Raw genomic sequence first — 17,835 nt, 5'->3', positions numbered from 1 at the left:
TAACTATTTTCCTTTTTTCTTTGCCCTCTAAACAACTACAACCATGATCAAGGGTTTCATTTTTGATTTGGACGGGGTCATTACCGATACTGCTGAACTTCACTATGCTGCATGGAAAAAACTGTCGGACGATATGGGCTGGCAGTTTGATCGTGAACTCAATGAAAAGCTCAGGGGAATTTCCAGAATGGACTCGATTAAGGTAATCATGGACCACAATGGGGTGTCTTTGGATGAAGACACTGTAGTTGAACTGGCTACCAAAAAGAACGATATCTACGTGGAAAGCTTGGACGATATGACACCTGAAGATTATTTACCCGGTGCCAGAGAGCTCCTAACACATTTACGGTCAGAAGGTTTTAGTGTTGCTTTGGGAAGTGCCAGCAAAAATGCCAACAAGGTATTGAAACAACTCAACGCCATACATTTTTTTGACGTTGTTGGAGATGGCAATAGCGTTTCCAGGAGCAAGCCAGCTCCCGATATTTTTCTATATGCTGCTGAAAAATTGGGATTACCCCCTGAAAACTGTATCGTTTTTGAAGATGCCGAAAAAGGAATTGATGCCGCCAAAGCTGGAAAATTCCACAGTGTGGGCATTGGTCCGGAAGAACGGGTAGGTCATGCAGATATTCGATTCGATACCATGAAGGAGGCTACTTTGTTTGAAGTAAAAACACATTTCAAGGATTTGTTCTAAGCTTTGGTTTATACTAAAAAACAAAAAGCCCCGGGAACCACTCCGGGGCTTTTCAATAAAATCAAAACCAACCTAAACATATGAGTTAACCAACTCAAAATATTTACTTTTTCATAGCAATTTTCAACTATAGAACAACCAAGTAAATAAATACCCTACCTTGGTTTTAAATAATTTTGAAAAATTTTTTGGTTTTTCAGGGTGCTCAGAACCTGGCCACACCCATTATTTATGTTTAAGAATGGTAAAATCCTGTGAGAACGGGTCTAAGGTTTCCAGCAATAGGGGAGTCAGGTCCTCGCCCATTTCCAAATAGATTTCCGAAAAATTCAACTGCCTTTCTTGAAGCGATTGGTTGGGGAACAATTCATTTTGAAGTTCGGTCAACCGTACCACATGATCCTTTAGTTTACGTTTCTGCGCCCGCAGCAAACGTTTTTCCAGCTTATCCAATCCTTTCTTTTGCTTAACCTCCTGCGCTTTAACCGCACCCAAGAAACTCTTGTCCGTCTTTTCAGCGAGTTCGTACATATGCTGAAATTGCTCTTCCAACAACTTTTTCTGGGGCGACAAATCAATGTCGATATTGGAGATGTCCCGTATTTTTTTGTTGATGAGCGAATGTTGCTTCATGAACAAATGGGAAACCTTGAGCCCCATTTTCCCCACTTTTTCGGACTGCTTTTCGGTAATCAGCAAAGCTGAGTTACGCAACATCAGCATAGGGAAGGTAACTCCCACCTCATCAAAATAAGATTTAAGCTCCAACCAATAAGCCAGCTCTCCTCCCCCACCTATATAACACAGATTGGGTAAGATCACTTCTTGGTACAACGGACGTGCGACCACATTGGGTGAAAAACGTTCGGGATAAGATTCCAACTCTTGCAGAAGTTCTTCTTTGGAAAAATCGACATGTGTATTGATCACGTGGTATTTTCCCTTTTTCAAAATAATTCGTTCCCGTAAATCATCCTTCAAATAAAAATAATTGATTTCCCTCGGATTGACCTGAATCGTATAATCTGAGGAAACCTCCCCCAACCTTTGAATACTATCGGATATTTTTTGGTACGGAGTATGATCAACAATATCTGTTTTGGCATAGGGAACCAACAATTTTTTAAGTTCCTTATCATCACCGTCCACGATTACCAAACCTTCTTCCCCAAATAGGGCATTCGCCAGATAGCGGGTTGCCTCGGTTAAATTGGAATGCTCCAGATAGGCTTTTTTAAAAAGTTCCTTTAATCTGTCAGCGAGTCCCAAATTACCCAGTTCCGAAACAAATATCCCATAAACCTCGTCCAGCCCTTCGGTAGATAACCTACCTACTGCACCCGATGCCTTTTTATTCCAGTGAATTTTTTTTCCATGCAGATTAAAGTAGTTGATCTCGTCAAAATCATGGTCTTCCGTGGCCATCCAATAAACCGGCACAACATGATGATTTGGATGTTCCCTGTTGAGTTTTTTGGCCAGGTTGATCGTGGAAACAATTTTATACAGAAAATATAATGGTCCTGTAAACAAGTTCAATTGATGCCCCGTGACCACAGTGAAGGAGGTGTCCTTTTCAAGGGAATCGATATTTTTTTGTGTTGCCTTGGAAACCTCAAATCCTTTGTATTGATTCTTTAACGAATTCACCAATACAGCCCTGTGCTCCTTTGGATAATTAGCTGTCTTCTCTTTAATTTGATCACCAAAGTTTTCTGGCAAGGGATACCTATTAAAAAAGGGGGATAAACCTTTTTTTTGATCAAGATAGTCACAAATTAGTTGGGAAAAATAACCGGTTTCCTTAAAGGGTATACATTCTACTTCCATTCAAAATTGTAATGAGGTGTCCAAAGATAAGCCTCTTCTTTTTTTCTGTTCCTAAAAATACGTTAATTGAATTTTATGCAATTTTAGAGGGCGAGCCTCGATAAAATTAGGTTTCTGCCTCAATTTATTAGTAGATTTGGTAGAACTAATTAACCCAAGCATGACCAAATTTTTATTTTCCCTCGTTTTTTTAATGTCCATTTCTTTATCTGCCCAACAATTAAAGTCCCCATCGGAGTTTTTGGGGTATGAGCTTGGATCACAGTTTACACGCCACCACGAAGTAGTGGATTACTACGAATATTTGGCTGAAGCTGCCTCGGATAGGGTACAACTAACGGTTTATGGTCAGACCAACGAACGTAGGCCTTTGATTTTGGCGTACGTTTCCTCTGCAGAAAACCTTGCCAATTTGGAAACCATCAGGCAAGAGCATTTAAAGGATACCGAAGGAACGGGAAATTCCTCAAAAGCCATTGTTTGGTTGAGCTATAACGTACATGGCAACGAAAGTGTTAGTACCGAAGCCTCGATGAAGACCATTTATGAACTTTTGACCAAAAAGAGTTCTTATCTGGAGAACACTGTTGTGATCATGGATCCCTGCATTAACCCTGATGGTCGTGATCGATACAGTAACTGGTACAACCAATACAAGAATACACCATATCAAGTGGATCCTAACAGCAAGGAACATCACGAAGGCTGGTGGAGCGGGCGCAGCAACCACTATATGTTCGACTTAAACCGTGATTGGGCTTGGCTTACACAGGTCGAGAGCCAACAACGTTTAAAAATGTTCAACCAATGGTTGCCGCACATCCATGTGGATTTTCATGAACAAGGCGTAAACAATCCTTACTATTTTGCTCCTGCCGCAGAACCCTATCACGAGGTGATAACAGACTTCCAACGCGATTTTCAAGTAACACTGGGTAGAAACCATGCCAAATATTTTGATGCCAACGGCTGGTTTTACTTTACCAAAGAAGTTTTTGACCTATTATACCCAAGTTATGGTGACACCTACCCCATTTACAATGGTTCCATTGGAATGACGTATGAACAAGGAGGTAGTGGAAGGGCTGGACTAGGAGTTATCACGGCCATTGGTGACACCTTGACCTTAAAGGATAGAATTGCGCATCACTTTACAACGGGACTTTCTACCGTGGAAGTATCCTCCCAAAATGCCGAAAAATTAAACGAGGAATTCAGAAAGTTCCATCAGAACAAAGAATTCAAGTACCAAAGCTATGTACTCAAAGGCGATAAGGACAAACTGGATGCCCTTAAATCCCTTCTGGACAAACACAATATTGAATATGGGGATTTGGCCAGTGGTTCTTACCGGGGACACAACTATGGAACAGGAAGCAGTGGCAGCCTATCCATCAATAAAAATGGTATGGTGGTTTCTACAGACCAACCCAAAGGAACTTTGGTAAAGGTCTTGTTCGAGCCAAGCGCAAAGCTTTCGGATTCTCTGACGTACGACATTACTGCGTGGTCGCTGCCCTATGCCTATGGATTGGACGCTGTTGCCTCCACATCCTCGGTTTCCGTTCAAAATGTTCAGGAAACAATGCCTTCATCAAACATTAGCAACGGAAGCTATGCTTATATAACCGATTGGAACAGCATGGACGATGCACGCTTTTTGGCTGCATTGCTCAAAGAAGGAATTCGAGTTCGAAAAGCAGACCACCCCTTTACCATTGAGGGCAAATCCTTTGAACGCGGTACATTGATCATTACCAAAGGTGACAACGAAAACAAGGAAGGCTTTATATCCACCCTTCAAACTATAGCAACCAAATTCCAAAAAGATATTACTCCGACCACTACCGGTTTTGTGGATTCCGGAAAAGATTTCGGCTCTTCATCCATTCAAATGATAACCAAACCCAAAATTGCAGTGCTATCGGGAGGACCAACTTCCACCCTTAGGTTTGGGGAGATTTGGCACTTTTTTGAGCAGCAATTGCAGTATCCCCTCACCGTAATCGGCGATGACTATGCCAATAGGGTCAACCTTAACGAGTACAATATTCTTGTTCTGCCAGGGGGCCGATATGGCAATCATTTCAATGAGGGTGAACTTTCCAAACTTAAAGACTGGGTTAGGCAAGGCGGGAAAATTATTGCCATGGGAGGCTCTATAGATGCACTTGATGGTGAAAAAGGTTTTGGTATCGAGAAAAAGAAAATGGAGAAGGATTCCGGCGACAACAAACCACAGCCCTATAAGGATTGGGAAAGAGAACGCATCAAAGGCGCCATTACAGGTGCTATCTTCAAAACCAAGGTGGATAATTCCAACCCCTTGGCCTATGGTTACGGCCCGGATTATTTCTCTCTAAAATTGGGAAGCAGCGCATTCAACTATCTCGACAGTGGAAATGCCGTATACTTGGAGCAGAACTCCAAACCATTTTCCGGTTTCGCCGGTACCGAAGCGCAAAAAAGGATTTCAGAAACATTAGTGTTTGGAGTGGAAAACTACGGTCGCGGCCAAGTAATTTATATGGTGGACAACCCTTTGTTCCGAGGGTTTTGGGAAAATGGAAAATTGTTCTTCGCCAATGCACTTTTTATGGTAGATTAAAAAAACAGCTGGTTATGAGTTGATTGTTCGGTTTTTAACAAGAACTGCCTTGATGCATATCTTCAAAATTTCGTATTTTTAGTAAAAAGAAAAATTGCAGATATGTCATCACAAACCTCATTATCAATTTTAAATAAAAAATCTTCAGCACTGTTGTTGTTTGGATTATGCACCTTGGCAATGCTAATTCCAATAAACGCATCAGCGTTCCAGCAAAATGATACAGCAGTCGATTTCAATCAATACAGTGGCGAAGTAACCGAAGAATCGAGCAACAAACCTTTGGTTTTTGCTACGCTTACCGTTGAGGGCACTAACATAAGCACCATCACCAATACTGAAGGTAACTTTCTTTTAAAGGTACCAAGGGAGCATATCAACAAGAATGTGGTGGTATCCTTTTTGGGATACAAAACAAAAATGATTCCTATTGCCAGTCTTGAACCGGAAAAGAACGAGATTTCGCTGGAGGTGTCGGTAACCCAACTTTCAGAAATAAATATAAACGCACCTAAAGATGCTTTGGCCTTGGTGAAGGAAACCTTAAAGAACAGGGATGAAAATTATTTTGAAGACCCAACACTTATGACCGCATTTTACCGGGAAACCATAAAAAGGAGAAGACGAAATGTCTCCTTGGCAGAGGCGGTGGTAAATATTTACAAAACACCTTATAGTTCGTTTCGAGAGGATGCCGTTGAACTCTACAAAGCACGTAAAAGTACAGATTACAGTAAATTGGATACGGTTGCCCTAAAACTTCAGGGTGGACCTTACAATACATTATATGTGGACATGATGAAATATCCTGAATATATATTTTCCGAAGAGGCACTATCCAATTACAAATTCACATTCGACCGCTCCACTAGGACCAATGATAGATTGATCTATGTGATTAAGTTCAACCAATATCCAGGAATTTATGAACCTTTGTACCAAGGGGAATTGTATATAGATGTCGAGAACAAAGTATTGACCAGTGCCATCTTTTCCTTGAACATTACAGATAGAAAAAAAGCGGCCCAACTATTTGTTCGTAAAAAACCCGCAAGAGTTGATGTATGGCCTACCGAGGTATCCTATCGCGTTGATTATCGTGAAAAGGACGGCAAATGGCATTATGGTTATAGCAGCGTTTTTATGGAGTTTAAAGTGGATTGGGATGATAAATGGTTCAACTCACAGTATAGCATGACCGCTGAAATGGCCATCACAGACTGGGAGAAAAACATAAATGGTGATAGACCTAGGTACAGGGAAAGAATCAAAAAGTCAATAATTTTAAGTGATGAGGCTTCAGGTTTTTCCGATCCCAATTTTTGGGGCGAATACAATATTATAGAACCTGAAAAATCCATAGAATCAGCTATTAGGAAAATTCAAAGGCAGTTAAGAAGAGACGAAAGAAACAGTGATTAGATAACGTTTTTCTTCTAAATTTTGTGCATTTTTACCTTTGCTTTGCATAATCCAAGTTAAATGTCCAAAAGAAGAAGCTTTTTAAAATCTGCCGCTGCCCTTGGTGCCACAACCCTCTTGCATCAAACAAGTTGGGGAAATCAATCACCATCTAAACCCCAAAAAAAAATAAAGCCCAATAAGCTGAATCCAGGCGACACAATCGGTTTGGTTGCCCCTGGGTTTGCCGTAGCGGAGGAAGCACTCTTTCTAGCTGTTGATACCTTACAGAAAATGGGATTCAAAACCCATTACACAAATCGTATAAAAGGTAATTTTGGCTATTTCAGCAATACCGATGAAGAACGGGCAAAGGATTTGAATGAAATGTTCTCCAACCCCGATATAGATGCCATTTTGTGTGCCAGGGGCGGATACGGGTGTACCCGAATTTTGGACATGTTGGATTATGAGGCAATAGCAAACAATCCAAAAGCTTTGATTGGTTTTAGCGATATTACGGCATTGATCAATACCATTTATAAAAAAACCGGTCTTGTCGGATTTCATGGTCCGGTTGGCAAAACCTTGGATAATGAGTACAGCCAAGAATACTTTAAAAAAGTATTGATGGAACCCCATGAGTCCCTGCCCATCAACAATGCGATACTAAAAGACCCAAAACAATACCGCAACAGCGAATACTATCGCTATACCATTACCCCCGGTGTGGGGCAGGGAGAACTTGTTGGAGGTAGCTTGACCCTGGTCGCTGCTTTGATAGGCACTCCTTACGAAATTGACTTTACGGACAAACTAGTTCTATTGGAAGATGTCGAGGAAGCTCCCTATCGCATAGACCGCATGCTTACCCAACTGGCCGATGTGGAAAGTTTTACCAAGGCCAAGGGAATTATTTTTGGAGTTTGTAAAGGCTGCGACCGAAAACGAACCACCGAAAATTTTACATTAAGGGAAGTGATCATGGATAGGATCGCACCTTTGAACATACCTGCAGTTTATGGTATGAGCTTTGGGCATATTCCCCAAAACTCAACTCTTCCCATTGGTATTGAAGCGAGCTTCAATGCCCATAAAAAACAGCTTAGGTTAGTAGAGGCTGCAGTTTGTTAGCGCCTCAACATACTGATTATTTACAGTATAGAAGAAAGGTAATGTTGTACATTATCAAAAACAGACTATATTAGTAGCATAATTTTCTTCAACCTCACTTGGAAAACAAATCAACCTCACCCAAATCTGATTTGTAATTTCTTAACCTATAAATAATGAAACATGTACTCCCTAGGTTCACAAGACCTATTAAAAGTGAGAGCGACCCTATTATGGACGTTTCTTACTGGAACAAAGCAATGGCAGCTTACGATGCCAAAAACCATAGAACGGCATTGATCGAAACCATCAATTACATCAATCCCAATGTACTTAAAGGCCTTTCTACGGATAATGAGATTCAAATTATTCAAGGGCAGGGTTCCGCAGAGATCCGTATTTCTATTACAAAGGAAATCTTTTCCATTAAGGCACCTTTTGTAAAAATCACTGAAAAAACAAACAAAGTCGCCCTGTTAAGAAGAGTGGCAGAAATCAATTTCAATCCGTTGACATTGGCACAGATTCACCTCAGGGGCAATGTTCTATGGTTTGAATATGAAACCACAATAGAACTTTGTCAGCCCCACAAAGTATATGATCTATTAAGGGAAATAAGCGTTTATGCCGATAATTACGATGATGAATTCATAGAGAAATACAACGCCGAGTTCTATAAGGAATCAAGGATCACTGCATTGTCCGAAGAGGAAAAAGAGATCGTTTGGCAACAAATCAGTGATATTTTGGAGGACTACAACAATTACAGCCAACTCTTCAAAGAAAAAAGATGGGATGACTTTCAATGGGACATTATCGTGATTTCTTTGTTGAAAATTGTCAACATTCCCTGTGTCCATGGAACATTAAGAACCAAACTGGAAGAATATGTGGGCTATCTATTCAATGGCCAAATCGATTTTAACCATCGAATTGACAAAGGGACAAACTTTATGCAAACGCTTCAGGCAAAATCCAAAGAAGAGTTGATGCAGGATATTTATCATGCTGAAGCCTTGATATCGCTCAAATGGCGTAGTTCCAATGAATTCTTACAGGACTATGCCAAGAATATGGAGAACTATGTCAACTCCTATATACAAAAGGACAACAATTTGATGCTCTGTTACTATTTACAATATTCCTTCTTAAAAATGATATACAATTATAATTTGGAGGAGCATCACCAAAACTCCATTTACGATGTCCTGGAAAACGTTTCAGGTAAAGAATTGCATGAGGCCAGGCCCATATTGCTCAACACCTACAATGCCTTTTTAAACGGCACAGCAGGCACCGCCAATGGTAAAAAAGAAGCAAAGAGCTTCTTTACAAGATTATTCAGCTAACCAGAAACAAATTAAAGTGGAAAACATAAGAAAATCAGTATTTAAAATTGTAACAGCTTCTGGAACAGGGAGCGGTTTTACAGTAAGCGGCCATGACCACATCATCACCAATTACCATGTGATCGAAGGAGAAAAAACAGTTGCCGTTGAAGACCATAAAAAAGATAGGTATGTCGCCAAGGTAGTTATGGTAAATCCAGAAGTGGACCTTGCCTTTTTGAGCATTGATGGATTTAAAAACTTACAGACGGATATTTCTTTGCAAGAAGAAATTACGATTGCGAACACCCAACGAATCTTTATAAACGGTTATCCTTTTGGCATGCCCTATACCATTACAGAAGGAATTGTTTCCGCCACAAACCAGCCCATGGGCGGTAGAAATTACATACAGACGGACGCCGCGGTAAACCCAGGGAATTCCGGAGGTCCCATGCTTAATGAAGCAGGCGTATTGCTAGGGGTGACCACATCAAAATTTAACAATGCGGACAATGTGGGGTTTGGGATCAAACATTTGGATTTGATAAAGGAAATCAATGATTTCGCGCTACTTCAAAACAAATCAATCTATAATGTAAAATGTAATTCGTGCGATAGTTACATCGATCAGAAATCAGAATTTTGTGCCAATTGTGGGAACCATATGGATGTTTCTATTTGGGAAGAATTTGAAAAAAGCCATTTTGCCCAATTTGTAGAAAGTGCGCTGGAAGATTTGGGAATCAATCCAGTCCTGGGCCGTGCAGGTAGGGATTTTTGGGAATTCCATCAAGGAAGTGCCCTTATCAGGATTTTTGTCTTTAAAAAAGATTATTTGGTAGCCACATCACCGATAAACCACCTTCCAAAGCAAAATATACAAGAACTGTTGAACCATTTATTAGAAGGCAATACAGCACCTTATTATTTGGGCATACATGACAACCAAATCTATCTATCGTACAGGGTGCACCTATCCGATATATTTACAGATCATGCAGAAAAAATTAAAGAAAATCTGAAAAACCTAGCTATAAAAGCAGATGATTTGGATAACTACTTTGTAGACAATTTTGGTTGTGAAATGTCGATAGAATCCAAAGGAAATTTTTAATTGAAAACCGGGGCAGTTGCCCCGGTCTTTATTTAAGCTTTTACTTCAAAATCTTTCAAAGTTCTTACAATTATGGACACACAATCCATCAGTTGTTCGCGGTTCATTACCAAAGGTGGTGCAAATCGTATGATATTGCCGTGAGTAGGCTTGGCCAACAAACCGTTTTCCTTAAGCGCTATACATATATCCCATGCAGTGGAACTTTCCTCCGTATCGTTTATCACGATCGCATTCAATAGCCCCTTGCCCCTCACCTTCACGACCAAATCGCAAGTAGGGATAAACTTGTTCAGTTCTTCACGGAACAGTTCGCCCAATTCCTCGGCATTCTGGGCCAGGTTTTCTTCTTTGATCACCTCCAAAGCCGCTGTACTTACCGCAGCAGCGACAGGATTTCCTCCAAAAGTACTCCCGTGGCTACCAGGGGTGATCACCTCCATAATATCGTCGTTGGCCAAAACGCCCGATACAGGATATACCCCTCCCGATAGGGCCTTGCCCAGTATCAAGATATCGGGTTTCACATCCGGTGTACCGCTACAGTTTTTATCCTCACAACTACAATTGCCACAAGTGGCGAGTAACCTTCCCGTTCTGGCAATACCCGTCTGTACCTCGTCAGCGATAAAAAGCACATTGTATTTTTCACAAAGGGCCTTCGCCCCTTTCAAATAACCTTCGGATGGCACATAAACACCTGCTTCACCCTGAATCGGTTCCACCAAGAAACCGGCAACGTGTGGATTGCTCTTAAGGGCATTCTCCAACGCTGTCAAATTATCATATTCGATTTTTACAAATCCCTCGGTGTATGGGCCATAGTTTTCCCTTGCCACTTCGTCATTGGAAAAGGAAATAATAGTGGTTGTCCTGCCGTGAAAGTTGTTCTCGCATACAATCACTTTGGCTTGGTTCTCTGGAATGCCTTTCTTCTGGTAAGCCCATCTTCTACATACTTTCAGGGCGGTCTCTACAGCTTCAGCCCCTGTGTTCATGGGCAACAACTTGTCAAAACCAAAGGTTTCAGTGGCATATTTTTCATACTTCCCCAACATATCATTGTAAAAAGCGCGTGAAGTCAAGGTCAGTGTTTTTGCCTGCTCTACCATGGCCCCAACAATTTTTGGGTGACAATGTCCTTGGTTCACGGCAGAATACGCAGAGAGAAAATCATAGTATTTTTTTCCTTCCACATCCCACACATAAACACCTTCACCTTTGCTCAAAACCACAGGAAGTGGGTGGTAGTTATGTGCTCCGTACTTGTTTTCCAAATCTATCGCTTGCTGCGATGTTAAATGCTCTAAAACAGCCATTTCATTAAATGATTAAAATTGATAAAATAACCATTCCTACTGTACCTTTATTCTTTCGAAGTCTCGAAAAAGCAGCGTGGGAGAGAAATCATCCCTTGGAGTGCCCGCAAATTACAAATTAATTGATGAAAACGTAATTTTTCCAAAGACGATTCCCCCAGTATTCAATTAAAGTTTACATGCAATTTAAGAGCCTGCGTTCTGTGAAATACCAAAAAGAACTTACTTTTGCGGCATGCGTAAAAACAGAAGGAGAAAAACGTTTGAAAACGTAGAAGTGGTCGATGCCGGAGCAAAAGGAAAATCCGTAGGGAAAGCCCCGGACGGACGAGTAATTTTTTTGACCAATGCAGTGCCCGGTGATGTGGTGGACGTGATGACCACCAAAAAACGAAAAGCCTATTTTGAAGGGGTTGCTACCAAATTCCACACCCTTTCCGATAAAAGAACGGAACCTGTTTGCCAGCACTTTGGCACTTGCGGTGGATGCAAATGGCAACATATGGGCTACGAACACCAACTTTATTTTAAACAAAAAGAGGTGGAGAACAACCTCAAACGCATAGGCAATTTGGAATTGCCCGAGACCACTCCGATAATAGGGTCCGAAGAACAATATTTCTATAGGAACAAAATGGAGTTCTCTTTTTCGGATAGTCGGTGGTTAACGCAGGAAGAAATAAATTCGGACGAGGAGATTGAGGACAGAAATGCCCTGGGTTTCCATATTCCGGGCATGTGGGACAAAATTCTGGATATTAAAAAATGTCATCTGCAGCAGGACCCGTCCAACGCCATACGATTGGAGGTTAAAAACTTTGCCAACGAAAATGGATTGTCCTTTTTTAACCCAAGAAAGCAAGAAGGGCTGTTAAGAACTTTGATGATTCGTACATCCTCCACTGGAGAAATAATGGTACTTATCCAATTCTTTGAAGATGATGAAGAAACTAGGGCACTTCTGCTGAACCATGTAAAGGAAAAATTCCCAGAGATCACTTCCTTGTTATATGTCATCAATTCCAAAGGAAACGATACCATTTACGACCAAGAAGTAATCTGTTTTGCAGGTCGCGACCATATTTTCGAGGAAATGGAAGGGCTACAGTTCAAAATCAATGCAAAATCTTTTTATCAGACCAATTCGGCCCAAGCCTACGAGCTTTATAAAGTAGCTAGGGATTTTGCAGGACTAACAGGTGATGAACTGGTTTACGATCTTTACACAGGAACAGGAACCATTGCGCAATTTGTGGCCAAAAACGCCAAAAAAGTGGTCGGGGTGGAATCTGTTCCCGAAGCCATTGAAGACGCCAAAGCAAATGCCTTGCACAACCATATCTCCAATGTGGATTTTTATGTCGGCGACATGAAAAATGTGTTCAATGATGATTTTATTTCGGAACACGGTCAACCCGATGTAATCATTACCGACCCTCCACGCGATGGGATGCACAAACAGGTTGTTGAGCAATTGTTGCAGGTAGCGGCACCAAAAATTGTGTACGTAAGCTGCAATAGTGCAACCCAAGCACGCGATTTAGCACTAATGAAAGAACAGTATGCCGTGACAAAGGTGCAACCTGTAGATATGTTTCCTCAAACGCACCACGTTGAAAATGTTGTACTTTTGGAAAAACGGGTGTAGTTTTTCGAATTAAAACCCTTAGGCAACCATAATGAAAAAGATAATCCCCATCCTACTTATTGCATTTATACTTTTTTATGTGTCATCCTGCGAAAAGGATGATATTTGTGTTGATGGCGATACCCCGCTATTGGTCATCGGTTTTTATGATATTGAGGATACAACGGCCTTCAAAAGAGTTCCATCCGTACGCATAAAGAGTATCGATATAGATAGTGTTTTAACCAATGAATCATTTGGTGATAGATCAAACTCCCCAGATTCACTTCAAGTACCTTTAAGAAGCAATGCCATAGCCACAACGTATCAAATCATTTCCAGTTCCCAGGATGATGCCGATACTGGGGAGGAAACTGGTAACATAGACACCTTGACCATTTCTTATGATCTGGGCGAAGCTTTTGTTTCACGAGCGTGCGGATTTGTGGCCAATTACAACAATATATCCGTTTCCGTCTCCGAAAGTGCTGAAAACTGGATCCAAGATATTACAGTTGTCGAACCCAACGTAGAAAATACCAATAACATCCATGTCAAAATATTTCATTAGCATTCTTATAACTATGCTTCCCTTTGTTGTTCAGGCACAAAGCGAACCTATCGATCTACAACAAAAGGATACGATAGAGTACAAAGATGAATATGGTCTACGTGTTGGTGCGGATATTAGTAAACTAGTGCTCTCTTTTATTGATGAGGATTATACCGGACTCGAATTAGTGGGTGACTATAGGCTTACCCACAAATTATATCTGGCTGCAGAAATTGGGAATGAGACCAAAAGACAGGATGAGACCTTAAACAATACCCTTTTGTATGATTATGAAACCTCTGGCAGCTACATTAAAGCTGGAGTTGATTTAAATACATACGACAATTGGTTCGGTATGAACAACGCAATCACGATTGGCGGACGATATGCCGTAGCCAGTTTCAACCACACTTTGTACGATTACAGCCTTTATGAAACAGGTCGGTTTTTTAATTCGGATTTTTTGCCCGGTTCGAACCCCAATAGGGAGTTTAGCGGACTTTCCGCTTCATGGCTTGAATTTGTTGTAGGCGCCAAAGTGGAATTGTTTGCTAATATTTTTGTGGGCATGAGTGCAAGATTGGGCTTTTTGATCACCAATTCAGAAGATGAACAATTCCCCAACCTATGGATTCCTGGATTCAATAAGGTTACCGACGGTAGTAATTTTGGTGTTAATTATAACTATTCCATTTCTTACTTTATCCCACTGTACAAAAAATCAAAAAAGATGAAAGAAGAAAACGGACAATAATATGAAGACTGCTCCCATCGATTACATCGAGTTTAGGACCACGGATATTGAGAAAACGAAAGCGTTCTACTCCAATGCCTTTGGCTGGTCGTTTACCGATTACGGTCCAAACTACACATCATTTTCCAAAATAGGTGTTGCCGGGGGGTTTGAATTGACCAAAGGTCCCATCGTCAATGGCGTACTTGTTGTACTCTATTACGAAGACCTGGAAGAAATCCAGGAAAAAGTAATAACTGCTGGAGGTATTATTAGCAAAGAAATTTTTGAATTCCCAGGTGGAAAAAGATTCCATTTTAAGGATCCATCCGGCAACGAGCTGGCCATTTGGTCAGAAAAATAAAAGGAGCCTCAAAGGACTCCTTTTGTAAATTTGGTTGAGTTAGTTAGTCGTGTTTTAAACACATCTTCAAATCTAAACATTTCTTTTAGCTTCATCCAACTCTATTTTAAGACAAACCTTTGTTTTTTTGTTGCATACACAACTAATTGCGGTCTAGTTTTTTAGCTTTTTTAGTACCTTCATAAATATCGTACTTCACCAACCTTGCCTCCAACTTTCCATTAAAGGTCTTTATTTTTTTGGAAGGCTTTAAACCAACATGTTTTAACGCCTCCAAATTAGACGTAATCAACCACGCCTCAGTGCCTGGATAAACTTGTTTAAGGGTATCCCCAATTTTTCCATAGAAAATCTCCATATCAATGGGCAATCGCTCCCCGTATGGTGGGTTGAACACCATGTGAAGCTTTCCCTCAACAGGCTTGTCCGCCCTAAAAAAGTCTTTACGTTCCACGGTTATATAATCCGACAAGTTCGCATGGTCCACGTTTTCTTGGGTTTTTCGTACAGCCGAAGGAGCCTTGTCATACCCAATAATTTTATGATGGAATTCCCTGACCTTTTTTAAACTTGCATCAACAATTTTATCGTGCAGCTCAGCGTCGTAGTCGTTCCAATGCATAAATGCATACGACTCCCTGTTAATGTTTACCGGAATGTTGCAGGCAATCATGGCCGCTTCGATCAAAAAGGTTCCGCTACCGCACATGGGATCAAAAAAATCCGTTTGACCATCCCAACCGCTTTTAAGTAAGAGACCGGCGGCCAACACTTCATTTATCGGTGCAATATTGGTCAAAATACGGTAGCCTCTCTGATGAAGCGAATTCCCAGAACTGTCCAATGATACCGTACAAGTGTTTTTATAAATATGGATATTGATTCGGATGTCTGGATCTTGGGTCTTTACGTTGGGACGATCACGAACCACTGCCCTAAACTTGTCCACAATGGCATCTTTTGCTTTTAAGGAAACAAACATGGAGTTATCAAAAACCTCTGTATTGGCTATACTGTCAATGGCAAAAGTTTTTTCCACATCAAACATATCGGGCCAATCCAAATCATAAATATGCCTGTACAAGTCTTTTTCATTAAAAACCCTAAATGTTTTAATGGGCTTAAACACCTTCAATGCCGTCCTAAGACAAAGATTGGCCTTATACATAAACCCCGTATCCCCTTCAAAAGTCACATTCCGTACTCCTTCTTCCACATGCCCAGCACCCAAATTACGTAGTTCCTTCGCCAAAATCGGTTCAAATCCGTAAAGGGTTTTCGCCATCATTTTAAAATTTCCTGCCATACTATCTTAAAAACTTTCCGCAAAAATAGGCTATTTTTGCTCCTTTAATCCCTACTATGGATTTTCCTGCCGCTATCATCTATATAATCCCCATCGTGGCCGTTTGGGCCGGGTTTGCGTTTGTTTGGTTTACCAGACCAAAGAACACTGACAACATTAAACTTTTACTGGCTTTTAGTGGTGCATTTCTGTTATCACTTACGTTTTTTGAGCTATTGCCCGATGTATATAATGGCCATGACCCAAAAATAATCGCCCTTTATATTTTAGGTGGGATATTGCTACAGGTATTCTTGGAATTTTTCTCCAAAGGAGCGGAGCATGGGCACATGCATGTACATTTAAAGGAAAACAAATTTCCAACATTGTTGTTTCTAAGCCTTTCCATACATGCATTGGTTGAAGGAGTTCCGATACATGACAACGATTCCATTCTTTATGGCATCATCATCCACAAGATTCCGATAGCCATCATTTTGAGCATCTTTTTGATCAATTCAAAAATGAAATTCCCCACCGTCTTATTGTTCGTCGGTGCCTTTTCCTTGATGACTCCTTTGGGAAGCTATATTTCAACATCACCTTTAGTAGCCAATTACGGACATCTACTTACTGCGTTGGCCATTGGGGTATTCTTTCATATATCCACCATTATTTTGTTCGAAAGTGCACAAGGGCATGCCTTCAACCTTCGAAAACTGGTGGTGATCATATTGGGAATCGGTATTGCCTATTTGGTGTAAAATAGTTTAAAAAGATTATCCGTGACATCTCCGATAATCGTACCTTAAATCAAGGTTTGAATCAAGGCCCAATGACTTATCGCACCACCTAACACAAAAAAATGCCATATCAAATGATTGTATGGTATTTTTTTTACCGCATAGAAAAGTATTCCAATGGTGTAAAAAGCACCTCCTAAAGCTAGATATAAAAGTCCCATGGATGACATATGATCCAAAAGGTAAGACAAATCAATTACAATAAGCCACCCCATTACCCCATAAAGTACTAGCGAGAACGCCTCAAACCTACCGGTGAAGAATATTTTAAGGATAGTGCCAAAAAGTGCGGTTCCCCAAACTAAATAAAACAACAGCCAGCCTTTGGATGGTAACAGCACTGATAAACAAACTGGGGTATACGTTCCAGCAATCAAATAATAAATACTAATGTGATCCAGGATTCTGAGTTTCTTCTTGATTTTAGGATTTTCTACTGCATGATAAATGGTAGAAGCTAAAAACAATACTATCAAAGAGATTACATAGGCGATGATACTTCCTTTCATATAAGGATTGCCTTCTACATCATTTTGAAAAAGAAATATTCCTCCTATTGCTGCCAGTACTATTCCCAATGCATGGGAATAGGCATTGAGTTTTTCTTCAATTAGAATAGGGTCGGATTTGGTGCTCAATTGAATTGGTTAAGGTAACATTCTCGTGGTGCAAAGATAACCTATAAAAACAAAAAAGCCCGATACGCAATGTATCGGGCTTTGAGGAAGGCGGCGACCTACTCTCCCACCTGGTGTGGCAGTACCATCGGCGCAAACGGGCTTAACTTCCCTGTTCGGAATGGAAAGGGGTGGGCCCCGTCGCCATGGCCACCTAGATCTTCAATATTTTATTGTCGGTCACTGAGCGTGGCCGAAGTATGACATATGTTGGGACGGATGCGTGCATCCGTAAAGAAGAATCAACGAAGCGAATGGTGTTCATAAGGAACCACCGAGTGGGCGGTGCGCAAGCTTACGGGCAATTAGTACCGCTCGGCTGCATGCATCGCTGCACTTCCACCTACGGCCTATCAACGTGGTCATCTCCCACG

At 40.9% G+C, this 17,835-nt stretch carries 15 protein-coding genes and 2 rRNA genes; 11 read left to right on the top strand and 6 right to left on the bottom strand.

Features of this window, described 5'->3' with window-relative positions; all coding sequences use genetic code 11:
* The first annotated feature begins 43 nt into the window (after nucleotides 1–43).
* Nucleotides 44–703: a beta-phosphoglucomutase gene (gene pgmB, locus J0654_RS00085; RefSeq protein WP_207025557.1), complete on the top strand. Its 660-nt coding sequence runs from the start codon at nucleotides 44–46 to the stop codon at nucleotides 701–703.
* A 225-nt stretch (nucleotides 704–928) separates the two neighbouring features.
* Here the strand turns inward: pgmB and bshC are convergent, their stop codons facing one another.
* Entirely contained in the window at nucleotides 929–2,533 is a 1,605-nt protein-coding gene (gene bshC / locus J0654_RS00080) for a bacillithiol biosynthesis cysteine-adding enzyme BshC (RefSeq protein WP_207025555.1), read from the bottom strand.
* Nucleotides 2,534–2,693: 160 nt separating this feature from the next.
* Here bshC and J0654_RS00075 point away from each other — a divergent pair, with 160 nt between their 5' ends.
* The 5 genes from J0654_RS00075 (at nucleotide 2,694) to J0654_RS00055 (ending at nucleotide 10,100) form a co-directional block, all read left to right on the top strand.
* Nucleotides 2,694–5,141 carry a M14 family metallopeptidase gene (locus J0654_RS00075; RefSeq protein ID WP_207025552.1) on the top strand — a complete coding sequence of 816 codons (2,448 nt, stop codon included), beginning with the start codon at nucleotides 2,694–2,696 and terminating at the stop codon, nucleotides 5,139–5,141.
* 102 nt (nucleotides 5,142–5,243) lie between these two features.
* On the top strand, nucleotides 5,244–6,563 hold the full coding sequence (locus J0654_RS00070) for a carboxypeptidase-like regulatory domain-containing protein (protein ID WP_207025551.1): 1,320 nt from the start codon (nucleotides 5,244–5,246) through the stop codon (nucleotides 6,561–6,563).
* 60 nt (nucleotides 6,564–6,623) lie between these two features.
* Nucleotides 6,624–7,676 (top strand): LD-carboxypeptidase, encoded by a 1,053-nt coding sequence (locus J0654_RS00065; RefSeq protein ID WP_207025549.1) that lies wholly within the window; start codon nucleotides 6,624–6,626, stop codon nucleotides 7,674–7,676.
* 155 nt (nucleotides 7,677–7,831) lie between these two features.
* Nucleotides 7,832–9,004 carry a type III secretion system chaperone family protein gene (locus J0654_RS00060; protein ID WP_207025546.1) on the top strand — a complete coding sequence of 391 codons (1,173 nt, stop codon included), beginning with the start codon at nucleotides 7,832–7,834 and terminating at the stop codon, nucleotides 9,002–9,004.
* Between the two features lie 16 nt (nucleotides 9,005–9,020).
* Nucleotides 9,021–10,100, top strand: coding sequence for a trypsin-like peptidase domain-containing protein (locus J0654_RS00055; RefSeq protein ID WP_207025545.1), 1,080 nt, complete (start codon nucleotides 9,021–9,023; stop codon nucleotides 10,098–10,100).
* A 32-nt stretch (nucleotides 10,101–10,132) separates the two neighbouring features.
* Here the strand turns inward: J0654_RS00055 and rocD are convergent, their stop codons facing one another.
* Nucleotides 10,133–11,419: an ornithine--oxo-acid transaminase gene (gene rocD, locus J0654_RS00050; RefSeq protein WP_207025544.1), complete on the bottom strand. Its 1,287-nt coding sequence runs from the start codon at nucleotides 11,417–11,419 to the stop codon at nucleotides 10,133–10,135.
* A 235-nt stretch (nucleotides 11,420–11,654) separates the two neighbouring features.
* On the opposite strand from rocD, the gene rlmD reads away from it, so the two are divergent.
* Genes rlmD through J0654_RS00030 form a run of 4 tightly spaced genes read left to right on the top strand, consistent with a single transcriptional unit; the run spans nucleotide 11,655 to nucleotide 14,696 of the window.
* Nucleotides 11,655–13,067: a 23S rRNA (uracil(1939)-C(5))-methyltransferase RlmD gene (rlmD, locus tag J0654_RS00045; RefSeq protein ID WP_207025542.1), complete on the top strand. Its 1,413-nt coding sequence runs from the start codon at nucleotides 11,655–11,657 to the stop codon at nucleotides 13,065–13,067.
* A 31-nt stretch (nucleotides 13,068–13,098) separates the two neighbouring features.
* Entirely contained in the window at nucleotides 13,099–13,617 is a 519-nt protein-coding gene (locus J0654_RS00040; RefSeq protein WP_207025539.1) for a DUF6452 family protein, read from the top strand.
* Nucleotides 13,598–14,353 (top strand): DUF6048 family protein, encoded by a 756-nt coding sequence (locus J0654_RS00035; RefSeq protein WP_207025537.1) that lies wholly within the window; start codon nucleotides 13,598–13,600, stop codon nucleotides 14,351–14,353. Before J0654_RS00040 ends, J0654_RS00035 begins: the two co-directional genes overlap by 20 nt.
* A gap of 1 nt (nucleotide 14,354) precedes the next feature.
* The gene (locus J0654_RS00030) at nucleotides 14,355–14,696 is read left to right on the top strand and encodes a VOC family protein (protein WP_207025536.1); all 342 of its coding nucleotides are present in this window, start codon (nucleotides 14,355–14,357) and stop codon (nucleotides 14,694–14,696) included.
* Nucleotides 14,697–14,838: 142 nt separating this feature from the next.
* Here J0654_RS00030 and J0654_RS00025 read toward each other — a convergent pair whose 3' ends face one another.
* A complete protein-coding gene (locus J0654_RS00025) occupies nucleotides 14,839–16,002 on the bottom strand; it encodes a THUMP domain-containing class I SAM-dependent RNA methyltransferase (RefSeq protein WP_207025534.1) in 1,164 nt (387 codons plus the stop codon).
* Between the two features lie 56 nt (nucleotides 16,003–16,058).
* Here J0654_RS00025 and J0654_RS00020 point away from each other — a divergent pair, with 56 nt between their 5' ends.
* A complete protein-coding gene (locus J0654_RS00020) occupies nucleotides 16,059–16,745 on the top strand; it encodes a ZIP family metal transporter (protein WP_207025533.1) in 687 nt (228 codons plus the stop codon).
* A gap of 44 nt (nucleotides 16,746–16,789) precedes the next feature.
* On the opposite strand, the gene trhA is transcribed toward J0654_RS00020, so the two are convergent.
* From trhA to J0654_RS00005, 3 genes are all read right to left on the bottom strand, one after another.
* Nucleotides 16,790–17,422, bottom strand: a complete 633-nt coding sequence (trhA, locus tag J0654_RS00015; RefSeq protein WP_207025532.1) for a PAQR family membrane homeostasis protein TrhA — start codon at nucleotides 17,420–17,422, stop codon at nucleotides 16,790–16,792.
* Nucleotides 17,423–17,507: 85 nt separating this feature from the next.
* A 5S ribosomal RNA gene (gene rrf, locus J0654_RS00010) occupies nucleotides 17,508–17,619 on the bottom strand.
* Between the two features lie 127 nt (nucleotides 17,620–17,746).
* A 23S ribosomal RNA gene (locus J0654_RS00005) occupies nucleotides 17,747–17,835 on the bottom strand; the annotation flags it as partial.

Source organism: Flagellimonas profundi, assembly GCF_017313275.1.
GTDB lineage: Bacteria > Bacteroidota > Bacteroidia > Flavobacteriales > Flavobacteriaceae > Flagellimonas > Flagellimonas profundi.
This window is presented reverse-complemented; position numbering and strand designations above follow the sequence as displayed.

Excerpts from the sequence above, each read along its gene's own strand:
- bshC (WP_207025555.1), bottom strand. The coding sequence starts at position 2,533 with ATGGAAGTAGAATGTATACCCTTTAAGGAAACCGGTTATTTTTCCCAA.
- J0654_RS00020 (WP_207025533.1), top strand. The coding sequence starts at position 16,059 with ATGGATTTTCCTGCCGCTATCATCTATATAATCCCCATCGTGGCCGTT.
- J0654_RS00065 (WP_207025549.1), top strand. The coding sequence starts at position 6,624 with ATGTCCAAAAGAAGAAGCTTTTTAAAATCTGCCGCTGCCCTTGGTGCC.
- J0654_RS00040 (WP_207025539.1), top strand. The coding sequence starts at position 13,099 with ATGAAAAAGATAATCCCCATCCTACTTATTGCATTTATACTTTTTTAT.
- J0654_RS00025 (WP_207025534.1), bottom strand. The coding sequence starts at position 16,002 with ATGGCAGGAAATTTTAAAATGATGGCGAAAACCCTTTACGGATTTGAA.
- rlmD (WP_207025542.1), top strand. The coding sequence starts at position 11,655 with ATGCGTAAAAACAGAAGGAGAAAAACGTTTGAAAACGTAGAAGTGGTC.
- J0654_RS00075 (WP_207025552.1), top strand. The coding sequence starts at position 2,694 with ATGACCAAATTTTTATTTTCCCTCGTTTTTTTAATGTCCATTTCTTTA.
- J0654_RS00070 (WP_207025551.1), top strand. The coding sequence starts at position 5,244 with ATGTCATCACAAACCTCATTATCAATTTTAAATAAAAAATCTTCAGCA.
- rocD (WP_207025544.1), bottom strand. The coding sequence starts at position 11,419 with ATGGCTGTTTTAGAGCATTTAACATCGCAGCAAGCGATAGATTTGGAA.
- J0654_RS00060 (WP_207025546.1), top strand. The coding sequence starts at position 7,832 with ATGAAACATGTACTCCCTAGGTTCACAAGACCTATTAAAAGTGAGAGC.
- J0654_RS00035 (WP_207025537.1), top strand. The coding sequence starts at position 13,598 with ATGTCAAAATATTTCATTAGCATTCTTATAACTATGCTTCCCTTTGTT.
- pgmB (WP_207025557.1), top strand. The coding sequence starts at position 44 with ATGATCAAGGGTTTCATTTTTGATTTGGACGGGGTCATTACCGATACT.
- J0654_RS00030 (WP_207025536.1), top strand. The coding sequence starts at position 14,355 with ATGAAGACTGCTCCCATCGATTACATCGAGTTTAGGACCACGGATATT.